Origin of the sequence: Thomasclavelia cocleata, assembly GCF_900102365.1 — a bacterium.
Classification (GTDB): Bacteria; Bacillota_I; Bacilli_A; order Erysipelotrichales; family Coprobacillaceae; genus Thomasclavelia; species Thomasclavelia cocleata.
Genome location: NZ_FOIN01000012.1, coordinates 1 through 18654, shown reverse-complemented (window position 1 = coordinate 18654; position 18654 = coordinate 1). Strand labels below are relative to the sequence as shown.

The window sequence follows — 18654 nt, the reverse complement described above, 5'->3', positions numbered from 1 at the left end:
ATGGAAAAACAAGAATTTGAATGTTTAACACTTTGTCCATTGGATGGTCGTTATTCAGGTGTTAAAGATGCATTAGGAGAATATTTTTCAGAATATGCGTTAGTTAAATATAGAGTTTTTGTTGAGATTCAATGGTTGAAATTCTTGATTGAAAATGTTAAGAGTGATGTTTTAGCAAAGTTTGATTCTCAAAATATGGATAAATTAACAAGTATTGCTAGTGAATTTAATTATGATTCTTTTGCAAGAATTAAGGAAATTGAAAATACAACTCGTCATGATGTTAAAGCAGTTGAGTATTTTATTGATGAAAAAGTAGATGCTTTAGGATTTGGATATTTACAAAGTTTTGTTCATATTGGATGCACATCTGAAGATATTAATAATACTTCTTATGCCTGCATGTTAAAATATGGATTAAAAGATGTCTGGTTACCAAAAGCTAAAGAATTTGCTGCTATTATTAATAAATGGGCAGAAGAACATAGTGAGAATGCAATGCTTGCTCATACACATGGACAACCTGCGACACCAACAACTATTGGTAAAGAATTTAAAGTGTATGCTTATCGTTTCTTATCAAGTATTGAAAATGTTGAAGCAGTTAAGATTAAAGCTAAATTTAATGGAGCAACAGGAAATTATAGTGCTATTTTAACAGCATTCCCTAATGAAGATTGGCAAACTCTAGCAAAGAAATTTGTTGAAGAATATTTAGGATTAACATTTAATCCATTAACTACACAAATTGAAAGTCATGATTATACTTGTCATATTTTAGATGGTATTCGTCATTTTAATAATGTATTAGTTGATTTTGATGTTGATATGTGGTTGTATATCTCAATGGAATACTTTAAACAGATTCCAGTTAAAGGTGAAGTTGGAAGTAGTACAATGCCTCATAAAGTAAATCCAATTCGTTTTGAAAATAGTGAAGCTAATATAGATATGTCAAATAATATTTGTATTGCTTTATCTAATAAACTTCCTAAATCAAGAATGCAAAGAGATTTATCTGATTCTTCAAGTCAAAGAAATTTAGGTTTAGCATTTGGATATTCATTACAAGCAATTAATGAAACTATGAATGGTTTAGCTAAGTGTGTAGTTAATAAAGATAATTTAGCTAGTGATTTAAATGAGAAGTGGGAAGTCTTGGCAGAGCCAATACAAACTATGTTAAGAAAATATGGTGTACCAGATGCTTATGATACTTTAAAGGCTTTAACAAGAGGAAAGAGTATTTCTAAAGAAGATATTTTGAAGTTTGCTGAAAGTTTGGATATTTTATCTAATCAAGATCGCCAAACGTTAGTAGATATGACACCAGCTTCTTATATTGGATTAGCTGATAAATTAGCAAAGATTGATTTAACAAAATAATCATAATAAAAAGTTTATTCTATTTTGATAGGATAAACTTTTTTCATTAAATTTATTAGATAATAAAGGATTTAACATGGAACAGCTGTGTGATATTATCATGTATTTAACTAATAAAAGACTCTATATGATAAAATAATAGAGTCTTTGGTTTTATAGTAAATGAATGTTATGTTTAGTACACTCATCAATCATTTCTTGAGGCCAAATACTAGCTTGGACTTCTCCAACATGAGCTTTTTTAAGTAATAACATACATAATCTTGATTGTCCAATTCCTCCACCAATTGTATATGGCAACTCTTTATTAAGAATTTGTTTGTGATATGGTAGTTGTAAACGATCAAGACAATTCTCAGCTTCTAATTGACTTGCTAGAGCATCCTCATCAACTCTAATTCCCATTGATGAGATTTCTAAAGCACATTTTAAAGGTTCAAACCAGAATAATATATCTCCATTTAAATCCCAGTCATCATAATCTGGAGCACGTCCATCGTGCTTGATTCCGCTTTTTAATTTTTTTCCTACGCCCATGACGAAGATACATCCATATTCTTTACACATTGCGGTTTCACGTTCATTAGGAGTTAGTTCAGGGTAACGATCTTCTAATTCTTGAGAAGTAAAGAAATGAATCTTATCAGGCAAACGGTTTACAGCTTGAGGATATTTATACCAAACTTCATGTTCCATATGTTTAATTACTTTAAATATTTTTAAAACATGACGTTTTAATGTTTCCTCATTTCTTTCTGATTTTGATATAATTTTTTCCCAATCCCATTGGTCTACATAATATGAATGTAAGTTATCAACTTCTTCATCTTTTCTGATTGCATTCATATTTGTATATAAACCCTCATGCATTTTAAAACCATATTTTTTAAGTGCCATTCTTTTCCATTTTGCTAATGAGTGAACAACTTCAATTTGTTCTCCAGGCATTTCACTTATTTGAAATGAAACAGGGGATTCAACACCATTTAAATTATCATTTAAACCACTGCTTTTTTGGACAAATAATGGAGCAGATATTCTTGAAAGTTGTAATGCTCTACCAATTTCTTTTTGGAATGTGTCACGAATATATTTGATTGCTTCCTGGGTTTGACGTAGATCTAAAATCGGATCATAGTTTTCAGGTATAATTAATTTCATTGTAATAATAGTTCTCCTTTAATTATTTTTATACATTGTAACACGTATAAATGTATGGTTACAATAAAAAAATAGAGTAATTTTGAAATCATTTATGGTAAAATGTAATATATAGTAAAAAATATGGAAGGGAATTAGGTAATGGTGTTAGATTTTAAGAAATATCAAACTTATGTTCAGATTTTAAAAGAAGAATTAGTGCCAGCAACAGGATGTACTGAGCCTATTGCATTATCATATTGTGCAAGTAAAGCTCGTGATATATTGCAGGTCAAACCTAAACGATGTTTAGTGGAAGTAAGTGGAAATATAATTAAGAATGTTAAAAGTGTAGTTGTTCCTAATACAAATGGTTTAAAAGGAATTGAGGCTGCGGTTGCAGCAGGAATTGTAGCAGGTGATGCTAATAAAGCATTAGAGGTAATTGCCAATATAAAAGATGAAGAAATTTTTAAGATAAAAGAATATTTATCTAATCATTTTATTGAAGTAAAACCATTAGAGAGTGAACATATCTTAGATATTAAGATTACATTATATGGTGATGATGAATATGTTCTTGTAAGAATTGTTGATCAACATACAAATATTGTTTTGATTGAAAAAAATAATAAGATTTTATTTTCTAAAGAAGACAAAAAATATAATGATAATATTGTTACTAATCGTCATGAATTAAATATAGCTGATATATACGAATTTTCTAAAAAAGTTGAAATAACAGATATCAAAGAAATAATTAAGAGACAAATTGATTATAATAGCGCTATTGCTAGAGAAGGATTAGATAAAAATTATGGTGCCAATATTGGCAGTGTATTATTAAAAACGGGAAATGATGTAGTAACTAGGGCTAAAGCATTAGCAGCGGCTGGTAGTGATGCTAGAATGAGTGGTTGTGAACTACCAGTTGTAATTAATTCTGGCAGTGGTAATCAGGGGATGACAGTTTCTTTACCAATAATTGAGTATGCAAGAGAATTAGATGTTAGCGATGATGGATTATATCGAGCATTAGTTTTAGCTAATTTGATTGCTATCCATCAAAAAACAGGAATTGGTAGACTTTCAGCTTATTGTGGAGCTGTAAGCGCAGGGTGTGCAGCTGGATGCGGTATTGCTTATTTATATGGTGGTGATTATAAGTGTATTGCTCATACAATTGTAAATTCATTAGCAATTACATCTGGTATTATTTGTGATGGGGCTAAATCTTCTTGTGCTGCAAAAATTGCTGCAAGTGTAGATGCTGGTATTTTAGGTTATCAGATGTATTTAGAGGGACAGGAATTTAAAGATGGTGATGGAATTGTTGTTAAAGGAGTTGAAAATACTATTAAAAATGTAGCACGTCTTGGTAAAATTGGAATGAAGGAAACTGATAAAGAAATAATAAAAATAATGACTGATTGTTGATGATTAGTATATTTTAGTATTTAAGTTATTATGACTTAAGTACTTTTTTATTGAGATAGATGCATAAAACTTGTATAATTAAAGAAATTATAGGGGGAAAATACGATGCGAGATTTAAAAAATATCAAGAATTTGGTTATTAAGATTGGATCTTCTTCACTATGTGATGATGAGGGGAATATTAATAAAGAAAAGATATTGAATTTAATTCAACAAATTGCATATATTAAACGCAAAGGAATTAATATTACTTTAGTTAGTAGTGGAGCAATTAATGCAGGAGTTCATATAATGAATCTTGCAAAGCGACCTCAAACAATTCCTCAAAAACAAGCGTTGGCAGCAATAGGACAAGCTTCATTGATGCAGATATATGAGGAATTATTTAGTTTATTTAATTTAAGATGTGCACAGATACTACTAAATCATGATGATTTTGATGATCGTAAACGTTTAATGAATTTTAATAATGCAATGCAGGCGCTTATTGATTATGATGTTGTACCAATTATTAATGAGAATGATACTTTAGCAGTTGAAGAAATTAAAGTTGGTGATAATGATACATTGGCTTCATTAGTAGTGCCAGCTGTTAATGCTGATATGGTGGTATTGGTTAGTGATATTAATGGTTTATACGATGATAACCCACATACAAATGAAAATGCTAAATTGATTAAGAATGTAAATGGAATAACTAAAGAAATTGAAGATATGGCTAAAGATGCTTCAAGTAAAGTTGGAACAGGTGGAATGATTACTAAAATCAAAGCTGCTAAAGTTTGTAATGATTTTGGGTGTGATATGGCAATTGTTAATGGTAATCAGCAAAATGTGTTAGTTGATTTGATGGATGGTAAAGATGTAGGGACTTATTTTAGTGGTGTGGCAGGAAGAACGTTAAATTCTAGACAACACTGGATTATGTATCGTAGCATGCCTAAAGGAAGCATTATTGTAGATGATGGCGCTAAGTTAGCTTTAATAAATAATCATACTAGTTTATTACCAAAAGGAATTGTTGATGTAAGGGGTAATTTTTTGATTTCACAGATTGTTGATATTATTGATATTAATAATATATTATTAGCTCGGGGAATGGTTAATTATTCTAGTGATGAGATTAAATTGATCAAAGGTTTAAATACTAGAGAAATTAAAAATGTCTTACACTATAAAGATTATGATGAAGTAGTTCATGCAAATAATCTAGTCTTAGTAGAAGGAGTGAAGAAATGATGATTGAAGAACAATTAAAACAAGCTAAATTAGCTTGTCGGAAGATGCAAAATATTGATAAGTATACTAAAATGGATGCTTTGGATGCGATAAGTAAAGCTTTATTAGAAAATACAGATTATATTTTAGGTGAAAATGCAAAAGATATTGCTAATGCTAGAGATAATGGAATTAGTGAAGCGATGATAGATCGTCTATTGCTAACTAGACAAAGAATTGAAGCTATTGCCAAAGATGTTGAAAAAGTGGCAGATTTAAAAGATTGTATCGGAGAAACTGTTCGTAAGATTGAACGTCCTAATGGTTTAATTATTAAACAAGTGCGAATTCCTATTGGAGTAGTTGCAACAATTTATGAATCACGACCAAATGTAACTGTTGATATTGCATCAATTTGCATTAAAACTAATAATGTTTGTGTATTAAAAGGAGGACGAGAAGCAATCCATTCAAATATTGCATTGGTTAATGTAATTAATATGGCTATTAGAGATATTTTACCAACTAATGTTGTTACTTTAATTGAAAATACTGATCGTAGTGTTGTTTTTGAAGTGATTACAGCTAATCAATATGTTGATGTAGTGGTGCCACGAGGTGGTGCAGGATTAATTCAGCATGTTGTCAACAATGCAACTGTGCCAGTAATTGAAACTGGTGCAGGAATTTGTCATTTATATGTTGATAAAGAAGCTGACTTACAAATGGCTTTAAAAATAGCTGTTAATGCTAAAATATCACGTCCATCAGTATGCAATGCGATTGAAACGATTTTAGTTCATCAAGATATTGCTAATCCCTTTTTAACAAAGTTAAGATCAGAGTTTGCTAAAATTAAGATATATGGTGATGAAGAGGCATTGCGATATGTTGATGGTCAAAAAGCAGATAATCAAAACTATGCTACTGAATATGATGATTATATATGTAATATTAAGGTTGTTAAAAATATTGATGAAGCAATCGAGCATATATATAATTATTCTACTAAACATTCTGAAAGTATTATCACAGAAAACAATAACACAGCTAAATATTTCATGGAATCTTTAGATTCTGCTTGTGTTTATCATAATGCGTCTACAAGATTTACTGATGGTGGAGAATTTGGTTTTGGTGCTGAAGTTGGTATTAGTACGCAAAAACTACATGCTCGTGGACCAATAGGATTGCAGGAAATGACATCAACTAAGTATATTATTTATGGTAAAGGACAGATTAGATAAAGTTATAAAGAAAAGCGGTTGCTTTTCTTTATTTTTATGTGATAAAATGGTAAATCTATCTTAAATTATCGAATTATTAAGAAAGTATTGACTTAAAGTTAGCTTTAGTATGTAAACTTAATATAGTTAATAATTTGCATTAATACAATAAATAAGGTGAGATGAAAATGAAAAAAATGTTGAAATTAATAATATGTATAGTTATCTTATTATTTGCAGTTGCAGGACGCTTTTATTATAGTGTTTATGCTAGTGAATATCAGTGTAAATTAATAAATAACAATAATCTTAAATTAGATAGTTTTAGTAATTTACGAATTGGCAGTTATAATATAAAATCATTAAATTATGGAAAAGAATCATTAGAAGATTTTAACAATGATATAAATGGACTTGATCTTGATATAATTTGTTTGCAGGAAGTAGATAAAAATGCATATCGTTCTGATAATTATGATATGTTAAAAGAAATGGCAGAAGCTAATGGATATTCGTATTATCATTTCTATTCAACAATGTGGATTTTGGATGGACATTATGGTTTAGGAATATTAAGTAAATACCCTGTTATTGAAGTTTCTTCTAAACTTTTACCGAATAGTTTATTTAAAGAACCGCGTATACTAACAAAAACTAAGATAGCTTTTGGGAATAAAGAAGTTGATATTTATAATACCCATTTAACATATGAAAATAATGATTTTCGAATCTCTCAGATGGATTTTGTTAAAGAACAAATAGATTTCAATAATTATGCTATCTTAGCTGGTGACTTTAATTCCTTTGGAATGAATGGTGATTTTGAAATAGATGGAATTAATAGTATTAACAGTGAAAAAGAATATATGACATTTCGTGATTTTGCTGCTCCAGATGATATTTTTTATTCAGATAAATTTGTTGTAAAGGAAAAAGGAGCAATAGTATCATCATTTTCTGATCATAATCTTTTATATACTGAGTTAGCATTTTAAGATTGGTAAATTGTTGATTAAAGCTGCTCTTGACAATAATTAGAAATATTACTACACTATAATAGATAATATAGAGAGGTAGGATTAAGATTGTGAATATTGAAGAAAGAGTGAAAAAAGCTTATGACCTGCATCATGCTGGATATAACTGTGCTCAAGCAGTATTAGGAGCATATGTTGATTTATTTGATTTAGACATGGATAAAGCAATGACTATAGCATATGGTTTTGGAGGCGGAGTTGGAATGACTCGTGAGATATGTGGAACATTGACTGGTGGCGCAATGGCTATTGGTTTAAAATATGGTAAAGGTGATGCAGATGTAAAGCAAAAGAAGTTTGTTAACGAAAAAGTTGCTGCATTATGTAAAGAGTTCGAGGAGTCTCATGGATCAGTTGTTTGTGGTGAATTATTAGGACTTAGAAAAACTGATAAGGAAATTAATCGTGCTACATGTGATGATTTAATTGCTGAAGTAGTAAAATTATTGGAAAAGTATTTAATTGATTAGATGTCATTGGACATCTTTTTTTATATAAAACAGTTGACACTAGTTAGTAGACTAACTATAATGGTTAGTGTACTAAATAAATGGTTAGTTGTCTAACTAATGAAAGGAGGTACAACATGGAAAAGATAAGTTTTGATGATGTTGAAAAAATGATTAATAATTTTCAGTCTTTGCATAAAACAATGCATTATATGATGATGGAAAAAACTGAGAAATTTAATATTTCTCCAGATCAAACAAGGTTATTATTTATATTACAGAATCATCAAAACATAAATCAAAATGCTTTAGCTAAAAAATTAAATATAACTAAAGCAACTTTATCAGTGAGATTGCAACGTCTTGAAAAATTAGGTTATTTAACAAAAACTCAGGATAAAAATGATAAACGTAATTATATTTTAAATATTACTGAAACGGGAGAGGTATTTATTGAGACGGCAATTAGAATAATGAAAGAAAAAACATTGATTATGTTTGAAGGGGTTTCTAAAGAACAGATAGCAATTATTAATGATGTAATAGACATCATGAAGAATAATATTAAAAAATGTAAAGGAGAAGAATAATGCTTAAGTTAAAACATTATTTTAAAAAGTTTTGGATACCAATTCTGTTTTGTATTGGATTGCTTTTTTTACAGTCACAAACAGAATTAGCATTGCCTGATTACATGTCAGATATCGTTTCTGTAGGAATTCAAGCAGGAGGATTTGATAGTGCAGTAAGTGATGTTTTAAGTGAAGATACTTATAATCATTTATTAGTATTAATGGATAATAAAGATCAGGAAACATTTGAAAAGTCTTATAAATTAGTGAAAGCTAATGATGTAGATGAAGATATTTTAGATAAATTTTCTAAAGCTGATGGTCAAAATCTTTATTTGTTAAAGGATGTTAATGATAAGGATATGGATAAATTAGAAAAGATTTTGGTTAAACCAATGTTATTAATAACTTCAATTGATACAATGGATCCAAATTCTAAAGAATATCAAGAACGATTTGGAAATTTACCTGCGGGAATGAGTCCTTATGATGTTTTAGCAATGTTGCCAAAAGAACAGAGAGCTGAAATGTTTACTGAAATTGATAATCAGATGGAAGCAATGGGAGAATCAACTTTAAAAATTGCTGCAGGAAATGGAGTTAAAGCTGAATATACTAGACTTGGAAGAGATGTAGATCAGGTTCAAAATGATTATATCTTAGCAACTGGAATTAAAATGCTTGTAATTGCTCTTGCTGGAACAGTTTGTGCAATAGCTTGTGGATTTTTAGCTAGTAAGATTGGTTCAGGTATTTCTAGGTTATTACGTGGAGATGTTTTTAAAAAGGTTGAGAGTTTTTCAAATGAAGAATTTAATAAGTTTTCAACTGCATCATTAATTACCAGAACAACAAATGATATTACACAAGTTCAAATGGTTGTAATTATGTTCATTAGAATTGTTTGTTTTGCACCAATGATGGGAATTGGTGCATTGATTAAGGCATTTCAAAATACTCCATCAATGACTTGGATTATTGGCTTGGTATTAGTTATTATTTTTGTATTAATTGGAGTTACATTTGCAATTGTTATGCCTAAGTTTAAGGTAGTTCAATCATTGATTGATAGACTTAATTTAACAATGCGTGAAAATTTATCTGGAATGTTAGTTATTCGTGCATTTGGAAATGAAGAACATAGTGAAAAAAGATTTGAAAAAGCAAATTTTGATTTAACAAAGGTAAATTTGTTTGTTAATCGTACGATGGTATCAATGATGCCAATAATGATGTTTATCTTTAATGTGGTTAGTTTATTGATTGTATATTATGGAGCAAAACAGATAGATTTAGGAAATATTGCGATTGGTCAAATGATGGCATTTATGCAGTATGCGATGCAGATAATTATGTCATTTTTAATGATTGCGATGATTGCAATTATGTTACCAAGAGCTAGTGTAGCAGCAGAACGTATTTATGAAGTATTGTCTATGGAACCAAAAATCGTTGATCCAAAAGTAGCAAAATCTTTTAATAATGATAAACGTGGTTTAGTTGAATTTAAAGATGTTACTTTTAAATATCCTGGTGCTCATGAAGCAGTATTAGAAAATATTAGTTTTACTGCTAAACCAGGACAAACAACAGCATTTATAGGTTCTACTGGTTCAGGTAAGAGTACCTTAATTAACTTGATTCCAAGATTTTATGAAGTTAGTGAAGGAAGTATTATGGTTGATGGGGTCGATATTCGTGATGTTAAACAACATGATTTAAGAGATAAGATTGGATTAGTTCCTCAAAAGGGATTATTATTTTCTGGTACTATTAGATCTAATTTAACTTATGGTTCCCCTGATGCTACTGATGAACAATTAGAAGAAGTTATAAAAGTTGCTCAGGCTAAAGAATTTATTGATCATAAAGAAGAACATCTTGATTCTAAGATATCGCAAGGTGGTACGAATGTTTCTGGTGGTCAAAAGCAACGTTTAGCAATTGCTAGAGCAATAGCTAAAAATCCTGAAATTTTTATTTTTGATGATAGTTTTTCAGCACTTGATTTTAAAACAGATGCTATGTTGCGACAAGAACTGAATAAAATGATTAAAAAGACTAAAAATACTGTCTTGATTGTGGGACAACGAATTGCCTCAATAATGTCTGCAGACCAGATTATTGTTTTGGATGAAGGTAGAATTGTTGGTAAGGGTAAACATGATGAGTTGATGAAAGACTGTAAGGTATATCAAGAGATTGCTTATTCACAGTTATCAAAGGAGGAATTAGGACATGAGTAATAATCAGAAAAGAAATGGTCCTAAATTCGGACCTGGTGGTATGCATGGAATGCGTGGCAGTGGTGAAAAAGCCAAAGATTTTAAAGGTACTTTAGGAAAGTTGTTTAAATATTTAAAACCTTATTATGTTAAATTGGTAATTGTCTTGATTTTTGCTTCAGCTTCGACTGTTTTTGCTATTGTGGGACCAAAGATATTAGCTAAAGCAACAGATAAATTAGGCGAAGGGATCATGGCAAAGGTTAATGGCAGTGGAGGTATAGATTTTGAATATATTGCATATATTATTTGGATTTTAGTTGGTTTATATTTACTGAGTGCAGTGTTTAGTTATATTCAAGGGTTTATTACATCTACTATTTCACAAAAAGTAGCGTATGATTTAAGAACGTCCATTTCAACAAAGATGGATAGAATGCCATTAAGTTATTTTGATAGGCATACTAGTGGAGATATTTTAAGTCGGGTTACAAATGATATTGATACTATTGCTCAATCGTTGAATCAAAGTATGTCACAAGTAATTACTTCAAGTGTAATGGTGGTTGGAATCTTTATCATGATGCTAACTATTTCACCACAAATGACTTTAATTGCTATTTGTGTTTTACCTGTTTCAATAATATTGATTGGATTAGTGATGAAACGTTCACAAAAGTATTTTGCAAGACAACAACAGGCTTTAGGGGATGTTAATGGTCATATTGAGGAAATGTATGGCGGGCATAATGTTGTTAAAGCATTTAATGGTGAAGAAGCATCAGTTAAACAATTTAATGAATTTAATGATAGTTTATATGAAAGTGCTTGGAAGTCACAGTTCTTTTCAGGATTAATGCAACCAATTACAATATTTATTGGAAATGTAGGATATGTAGCAGTATGTTTGTTAGGTGGTGTTTTAGCTGGTGGGGGTAATATTACAATTGGTGATATTCAAGCTTTTATCCAATATGTTCGGCAGTTCAATCAACCAATTACTCAATTAGCACAAACTATGAATATGTTACAAAGTACTGCTGCAGCTGCAGAACGTGTTTTTGAATTTTTAGGTGAAGAAGAGTTAGAATTAGAAACACCAAAAGTTGGAAGTCAGGATGTAGCTAAAATAAATGGTTCAGTAACATTTGCAGATGTTAAATTTGGATATTTAAAGAATCAAACGATAATTAATGATTTTAATTTACATGTTCATGCAGGACAAACAGTAGCTATAGTAGGTCCAACTGGGGCAGGTAAGACAACGATTATTAAGTTATTAATGAGGTTTTATGAATTAAATAGTGGTTCTATTTATATTGATGGTATAGATATACGTGATTTTGGACGTAAAGATTTGCGTTCGTTATTTGGGATAGTTTTACAAGATACATGGTTATTTAATGGAACTATTAAAGAGAATCTAATGTATGGTAAATTGAATGCAAGTGATCAAGAGGTCAAAGAGGCATGTAAGGTGGCTTATGCTGATCATTTTATACAAACATTAGAAGATGGTTATGATACAATTATTAATGAGGAGTCATCGAATATCTCTCAAGGGCAAAAACAGTTATTAACGATTGCTAGAGCATTTTTGAAAGATCCTAAAATCTTGATTCTTGATGAAGCGACATCATCAGTAGATACAAGAACAGAGGTTTTAATTCAACGAGGGATGGAAAAATTGATGGAAGGTAGAACAAGTTTTGTTATTGCACATCGTTTATCAACAATTCGTGATGCTGATACGATTATTGTAATGAAAGATGGAGATATTGTTGAACTTGGTAATCATGATTCATTACTTGCAAAAGATGGTTTCTATGCTTCTTTATATCGTTCTCAGTTTGAAGGGATATCTGAATAGAAATAAAGTCAGTTTAAGATAATCTTAAGCTGACTTTTTTACTTTTATTAGTTATAATTATTTAGAAATGGATGTGAGATAAATGAAACAGCAATCTTTATTTAATAATATGTCAAATGAGCCTTTAGCTAATCGTTTAAGACCCACAACTCTAGATGAATATGTTGGTCAAAAACATTTGATTGGACCAGGTAAGATTTTATATCAATTAATTAATAGTGATATTGTTCCATCGATGATTTTTTGGGGACCGCCTGGAGTGGGTAAAACAACATTAGCTAGAATCATTGCTAATCAGACTAAAGCTAATTTTATCAATTTTAGTGCTGTTACTAGTGGAATTAAAGATATTCGTACAGTAATGAAAAAGGCTCAAGAAGTTCAAGATATGGGTGAAAAAACGATTGTTTTTGTAGATGAAATTCATCGTTTTAATAAAGCTCAACAGGATGCTTTTTTGCCTTATGTAGAACAAGGCAGTATAATTTTAATTGGAGCTACAACAGAGAATCCTTCATTTGAAATCAATTCAGCTTTATTATCAAGATGTAAAGTATTTGTACTAAAATCACTGACAACTGAGGATATAGCTGCTTTATTAAACAGTGCTATAATCAGCCCTAAAGGATTTAAAGAACAAAACATAGTTATTGATGATGATTTACTTTACATGATTGCGGGGTTTTCTAATGGTGATGCAAGAGTAGCCTTAAATACATTAGAGATGGCTATATTGAATGGTATAGTAAAGGATCAGCAAATCATTATTAACAAAGAAGTAATTGAGCAATGTATTAATCAAAAATCTTTATTATATGATAAAAAAGGTGAAGAACATTATAATATTATTAGTGCATTACATAAATCAATGCGCAATAGTGATGTTGATGCTTCTATATATTGGATGGCACGAATGATTGAGGCAGGTGAAGATCCATTATATGTGGCTCGTCGTTTAATCCGCTTTGCTTCTGAGGATATTGGGATGGCAGACAGCCGTGCTTTAGAAATTGCAGTTGCTACTTATCAGGCTTGTCATTTTAATGGTATGCCTGAATGTAATGTTAATCTAGCACATTGTGTTACTTATTTAGCATTAGCTCCTAAATCTAATGCTTTATATAAAGCTTATGAAAAAGCTAAGCATGATGCCTTAAATACTATTGCTGATCCTGTACCCTTGCAAATACGCAATGCACCAACTAGGTTAATGAAAGAATTAAATTATGGTAAGGGATATCAATATGCCCATGATTTTGAGGAAAAAATAACTAATATGCAGTGTTTACCTAATAATATTAAAGATCATCGCTATTATTTTCCTACAAATCAGGGTACAGAGGCTAAAGTTATTAAAAGAATGGAACAGATAGCTTATTTACGAAAGAAATATCAAAAATCAGAAAAATAAAAGAGGTACTAATTTGATGATTATTGATTTTTGAAATGAAGAAAGTGTATATAAAATATAACATTAAATCACTATTTTTAGAAATTTATGAAAATTAAATGTATTTATAATTGATATAGTTAATGATTAAATAATTTTTTGAGAAAAATTATTAATGTAGATGAGATGTTTTGTTATTAAAAACTGTATTTAAAAATAATTAATAGTGATATGGGATGATTTAAACAGAGTTAGAGGGGAGGTATTTTATTAATATCATTAAAATATCATAGTATATTATATTTTAATGATTGTTGTAGATGAATTTGTAGTAAAAATAAGTATTATGGAAGTTAATATAAACTTAGTTATTTAGATAATAAAATTTCTTGTTATATTCAAGAGATTTTATTATAATATGATGGTATTTAAAGGAGATAAAGTATGATAAAAAATATAATAGGTGGTATTGCTGTAGGAATTGCAAATGTAATTCCAGGTGTAAGCGGAGGTACTATGATGGTTATTCTAGGTATCTTCAATCGTATGATGGATGCTATTAGTGGGATTTTTAAACGTGAAAATTCTAATCGCAAAGATGATATTATTTTTATTTTTCAAGTGTTAATTGGAGCAGCAGTAGGAATTGTTGGGTTTGCAAAAATATTAGAAGTATTATTTAATTATTATCCAACTCAAACGATTTATTGGTTTATTGGATTAATTGCATTTAGTATCCCTTTATTTTTAAAAGGGGAAATGAAAGGACAAAGATTAGAAGTTATACCTTTTGTTTGTGGTTTAGCAATAATTTTTGCTTTAGAATATTTTAATCCTGGGAAAGGTAAAGAGGTAGTTAATCCTGAATTTCCAGTTTTAAGTGTAGGATTATTTATTAAAATGGTTATTATTGGAGCTGTTTCAGGAGCAACAATGATTATGCCAGGTGTAAGTGGCAGTATGGTGTTATTGATTTTAGGGGAGTATTATTTATTTAAATCATATTTAGCAAATGTTACTAGTTTTAGTTTAGATGTAATTATCCCACTTGGGTTTATGGCAATTGGTATTGCAATTGGAATTATTATTAGTGCTAAACTGTGTTCTTATTTTACCAAAACACATAAGGCTGGATTTTTAAGTTTGATCCTTGGGCTGATTGTTGCATCATCACTTGTATTGATTCCATTTAATGTTAGTTATGATTTAAGCTTGATTGTTACGTCATTAGCTGCAGTTATATTTGGTGGAATTATTGTCTTAGGATTATCAAAAATTCAGTAGTATTAAGATCAATAATGCTTTTAGTATTATTGATTTTTTTTATGTGAAGTATTAGCGAATCAATTTTTTCATAAAAAGTATAGTTTTTTAATATTAGTGATTTTTAGATTTGATTAGTGGTAAATAGGTTATTAAGTTTTGAATATTTTAGCATTGATTTAATATTTTTAGTATTTATAATTTTTATATTTGAAAGAGTAGAAATCAGTGATTTTTACCAGCCGTATTTTGCAGTGAAATTTTTAAAACTGTTGGGAGAGTAAGAAGTTAAAGGGATTTTACTAAAAAATATAAAAAAATAAAATTGCCTGGTAAAAAAATAGAAAAGTGTTGATATATAAAGGTTTAGGGGTATAATAGAATATGAAAAGTGGCTTATTTACTAGGGTTTAATAACAACATAAGATGTATTGAAACCCGTGAGTCTTGTGATTTAGCTATGTTACTTAGAAAGTTTAATAACAACATAAGATGTATTGAAACACGATGTACCTATCAAAGATACAATAGGAAATTAGTTTAATAACAACATAAGATGTATTGAAACTAGATTGCATTACCAGTACCAGTATTTTTCAAAAAAGTTTAATAACAACATAAGATGTATTGAAACCGAGACATGCGAACAAATTCAGGAACAATATTGAAGTTTAATAACAACATAAGATGTATTGAAACCCGCTAACACGATTAGGAACATATCTGTACTCTGGTTTAATAACAACATAAGATGTATTGAAACATAATGCATATATAGATATTCCGTGCGGACAGTGTGTTTAATAACAACATAAGATGTATTGAAACTTTTTCCATTCAACACCTTTTCCTGTATCAGGGTTGGTTTAATAGCAGCATGTACTATATTTAAATAAATTTTTAGTAATAATTTTAAATGTCTTTATTTTGTTTTATAACAATATAATGTATTAAAAAATTGTGAATAACTTGTGACTAAAGTGAATATCTTTCAGTAAGGATAACTATTGTTATTTTTTGGTTCAGTTATATTATGTAATAAATCCTAAATTCTATGATTATTATCATAATATGATAACATCAATTTTAAATAGAGGATTATATTTTCTAAATTTGAGGTTGTTCATTAAGTCACAAAAATCTTACCTGAATTTTTTTATTTAATTGCTGATTTTCATTGTTAATGCTTTTTTGAGTTTATCAATATGATGAGATATTTTGTAATATAATTATTAAAAACTAATTTTTAATAAGACATGGAGTTATTTATTTTTATACTTTTGATCTTAGTTAATAATTTTGATACGATTATGTAAATGATGTTGATAATACTATTGGGGTAACTGTTAATGGTATATAAAGATTATTATTTGTATGGGAATTTTTTAAGTTTTAAGAACGATTTTTAATTTAATTGATTATTTGACATTGATGTAGTATATAATTTTATTGATTGTTTAGTAAAAATAAAGTTATTAAAAGATTATTTATTATTGTGGATTTTTCTTTTAGTTCAAATATTTGTGATTAGGTTTTTTATTTTTTAAATTCATATAGTTTATATTTGTTGTTAATTGAGTGATACTTGTATGAAAACTGTTTTTTAAGTAGTTGATAATAGTTTGTTTTGATATTTAATTAAATTATTAGTCCAAAGGATTAGAAGAATAGCTTACAAGAACTAATTTTAATGATTAAAAGACTAGTAAAATGCTTAAAATTAACTATAATATAGGTAATCATTAAGGAGGATAATTTCATGAATGTTGAAATAATTAATGTGGGAACAGAATTGTTATTAGGGGAAATAGTTAATACGAATGCAACTTATATTCAGAAGATGTGTAAAGATTTAGGATTTAATGTTTATTATCAAACAACAGTCGGGGATAACCATGATCGCTTTAAAGAGTGTTTGGATGTGGCTTTTAAGCGAGGTGCTAATTGTGTTATTACAACTGGTGGATTAGGACCAACACAAGATGATTTAACAAAGGAGTTATCGGCAGAATATTTGGGTTTAGAATTATTATATAACGAAGAGGAAGCTAAAAAAGTAGAAGAAAAATGTCGGTTTGTAACTGGCTGGGTTGATATTCCAGAAAATAATTTTAAACAAGCTTTTTTTCCTAAAGATTGTTATATCTTAGAAAATGAAGTAGGGACAGCAAATGGATGTGTAATGTCAAAAGATGAAAAGATGATAGTAAATTTGCCTGGACCACCTAAAGAAATGGTTTATGTTGTTGATCATGTTTTAAAAGATTATTTAAGTCAATTTAAGCAGGATATTATTTATACTTATGATTTTCTAACAATGGGAATTGGAGAAAGTCGTGTTGATGAAGTCTTAGCAGATTTAATAGAACAACAAGATGAAGTTAGTATTGCTCTTTATGCTTCTGAAGAAACAGTTAGAGTTCGATTAGGTTGTAAAGCAAGTGATAAAGAAACTGCTGATAAAAAGGTTGCTCCAATTAAAGCTGAAATAGAAACTGTTTTAAAAGATTATATTATTAAAGAGAAGAATTTAAAAGAGGCTTTAGCTAATATAATGCCATCTTATTGGACGATTTATGAATGCGATAATTTTACTCTTAGAGATGGTTTTAATCTTGGTCATAATCATACTGAAGATACAATGAATTTACTAATTGATTGTCGTGAACATCCTTTAGGATCAATTATTAAAATAACAATTAATTATCAAGGACGAAAAGATGTTTTTGAGGTACCTTTATTAAAAGATCCAACTTTATCATATAATAAGTTAGAATCAAAAATTATTGAGCGAGTTTATAAATTTTTAACTCAGCCTGGTTATAATTAGGAGGATAAGATGTTAGATTTTAGATATGATACTCAACTATTAATTGAAGGTCAAAATCTTGATGAAGATGTTATTAATGATTATATCACTGAACATTTTAATGGAGACTGTTTATTAGCTGTTGGAGATGATGAATTAATTAAAATTCATTTTCATACTAATGAACCATGGAAAGTGCTGGAATATTGTGCATCACTTGGTGAAATTTATGATATTGTAGTAGAAGATATGGAGCGTCAATCAAAGGGATTGAAAGGATAATATAATATACAACAAAAAGGGGCTGTAACGACTAAGTAATTTTTATTAATTATTTAGAGCGTTCAGCTCTTTTTCTTTTGTTAATCCCTTTCATATAAAAAAATCCATAAGTGTTGTTTCATTGTGAATAACTTTTATGGATTTTTGACGCACTTAAAAAGAACCTGCTCTTTTTCAAAAAAATTGGCTCTTTAATTTAATACTGACAATAACTTTTCTGCCTTTTTCCTGTTTTCTATTTTCCTGCGGTGATATTTCCTGATATTTTGTCCTGTTGCTATCATATATATTTCCAGTTTCACACCGGATTCTCCTCTTCGGCGTAATCTGTTATATCCCTGGTTTTGTTT

At 29.1% G+C, this 18654-nt stretch carries 14 protein-coding genes and 1 CRISPR repeat array; of the genes, 13 read left to right on the top strand and 1 reads right to left on the bottom strand.

The genetic code is table 11. From position 1 onward, the window contains the following. Positions 1-1386 carry an adenylosuccinate lyase gene (gene purB, locus BMW96_RS06415; protein WP_092353660.1) on the top strand — a complete coding sequence of 462 codons (1386 nt, stop codon included), beginning with the start codon at positions 1-3 and terminating at the stop codon, positions 1384-1386. Between the two features lie 153 nt (positions 1387-1539). On the opposite strand, the gene asnA is transcribed toward purB, so the two are convergent. After that, on the bottom strand, positions 1540-2547 hold the full coding sequence (gene asnA / locus BMW96_RS06410) for an aspartate--ammonia ligase (RefSeq protein WP_092353658.1): 1008 nt from the start codon (positions 2545-2547) through the stop codon (positions 1540-1542). Positions 2548-2688: 141 nt separating this feature from the next. Here asnA and BMW96_RS06405 point away from each other — a divergent pair, with 141 nt between their 5' ends. The 12 genes from BMW96_RS06405 (at position 2689) to BMW96_RS06350 (ending at position 18304) form a co-directional block, all read left to right on the top strand. Next, complete coding sequence (locus BMW96_RS06405) at positions 2689-3963, top strand: L-cysteine desulfidase family protein (protein WP_092353656.1); 1275 nt, start codon at positions 2689-2691, stop codon at positions 3961-3963. Positions 3964-4068: 105 nt separating this feature from the next. Then, positions 4069-5202, top strand: a complete 1134-nt coding sequence (proB, locus tag BMW96_RS06400; protein WP_092353654.1) for a glutamate 5-kinase — start codon at positions 4069-4071, stop codon at positions 5200-5202. Further along, entirely contained in the window at positions 5199-6428 is a 1230-nt protein-coding gene (locus tag BMW96_RS06395) for a glutamate-5-semialdehyde dehydrogenase (protein WP_244881270.1), read from the top strand. The genes proB and BMW96_RS06395 overlap by 4 nt, the downstream gene beginning before the upstream one ends. 167 nt (positions 6429-6595) lie before the next feature. Beyond that, positions 6596-7402 carry an endonuclease/exonuclease/phosphatase family protein gene (locus BMW96_RS06390; RefSeq protein ID WP_092353652.1) on the top strand — a complete coding sequence of 269 codons (807 nt, stop codon included), beginning with the start codon at positions 6596-6598 and terminating at the stop codon, positions 7400-7402. Between the two features lie 92 nt (positions 7403-7494). Continuing rightward, entirely contained in the window at positions 7495-7914 is a 420-nt protein-coding gene (locus BMW96_RS06385; protein ID WP_092353650.1) for a C-GCAxxG-C-C family protein, read from the top strand. A 116-nt stretch (positions 7915-8030) separates the two neighbouring features. Next, the gene (locus BMW96_RS06380; protein WP_092353648.1) at positions 8031-8483 is read left to right on the top strand and encodes a MarR family winged helix-turn-helix transcriptional regulator; all 453 of its coding nucleotides are present in this window, start codon (positions 8031-8033) and stop codon (positions 8481-8483) included. Continuing rightward, positions 8483-10711, top strand: coding sequence for an ABC transporter ATP-binding protein (locus BMW96_RS06375; protein WP_092353646.1), 2229 nt, complete (start codon positions 8483-8485; stop codon positions 10709-10711). The genes BMW96_RS06380 and BMW96_RS06375 overlap by 1 nt, the downstream gene beginning before the upstream one ends. Beyond that, complete coding sequence (locus BMW96_RS06370; RefSeq protein ID WP_092353644.1) at positions 10704-12560, top strand: ABC transporter ATP-binding protein; 1857 nt, start codon at positions 10704-10706, stop codon at positions 12558-12560. The genes BMW96_RS06375 and BMW96_RS06370 overlap by 8 nt, the downstream gene beginning before the upstream one ends. Before the next feature lie 82 nt (positions 12561-12642). Continuing rightward, positions 12643-13971: a replication-associated recombination protein A gene (locus BMW96_RS06365; RefSeq protein ID WP_092353642.1), complete on the top strand. Its 1329-nt coding sequence runs from the start codon at positions 12643-12645 to the stop codon at positions 13969-13971. Between the two features lie 423 nt (positions 13972-14394). Further along, entirely contained in the window at positions 14395-15234 is an 840-nt protein-coding gene (locus BMW96_RS06360) for a DUF368 domain-containing protein (protein ID WP_092353640.1), read from the top strand. 387 nt (positions 15235-15621) lie between these two features. Next, positions 15622-16041: a CRISPR direct-repeat array (repeat unit 30 nt; unit sequence GTTTAATAACAACATAAGATGTATTGAAAC). Between the two features lie 931 nt (positions 16042-16972). Continuing rightward, positions 16973-18043 (top strand): competence/damage-inducible protein A, encoded by a 1071-nt coding sequence (locus tag BMW96_RS06355; protein WP_092353638.1) that lies wholly within the window; start codon positions 16973-16975, stop codon positions 18041-18043. Between the two features lie 9 nt (positions 18044-18052). Further along, positions 18053-18304 (top strand): kinase to dihydroxyacetone kinase, encoded by a 252-nt coding sequence (locus BMW96_RS06350; RefSeq protein ID WP_092353636.1) that lies wholly within the window; start codon positions 18053-18055, stop codon positions 18302-18304. The last annotated feature ends 350 nt before the right edge of the window (positions 18305-18654 follow it).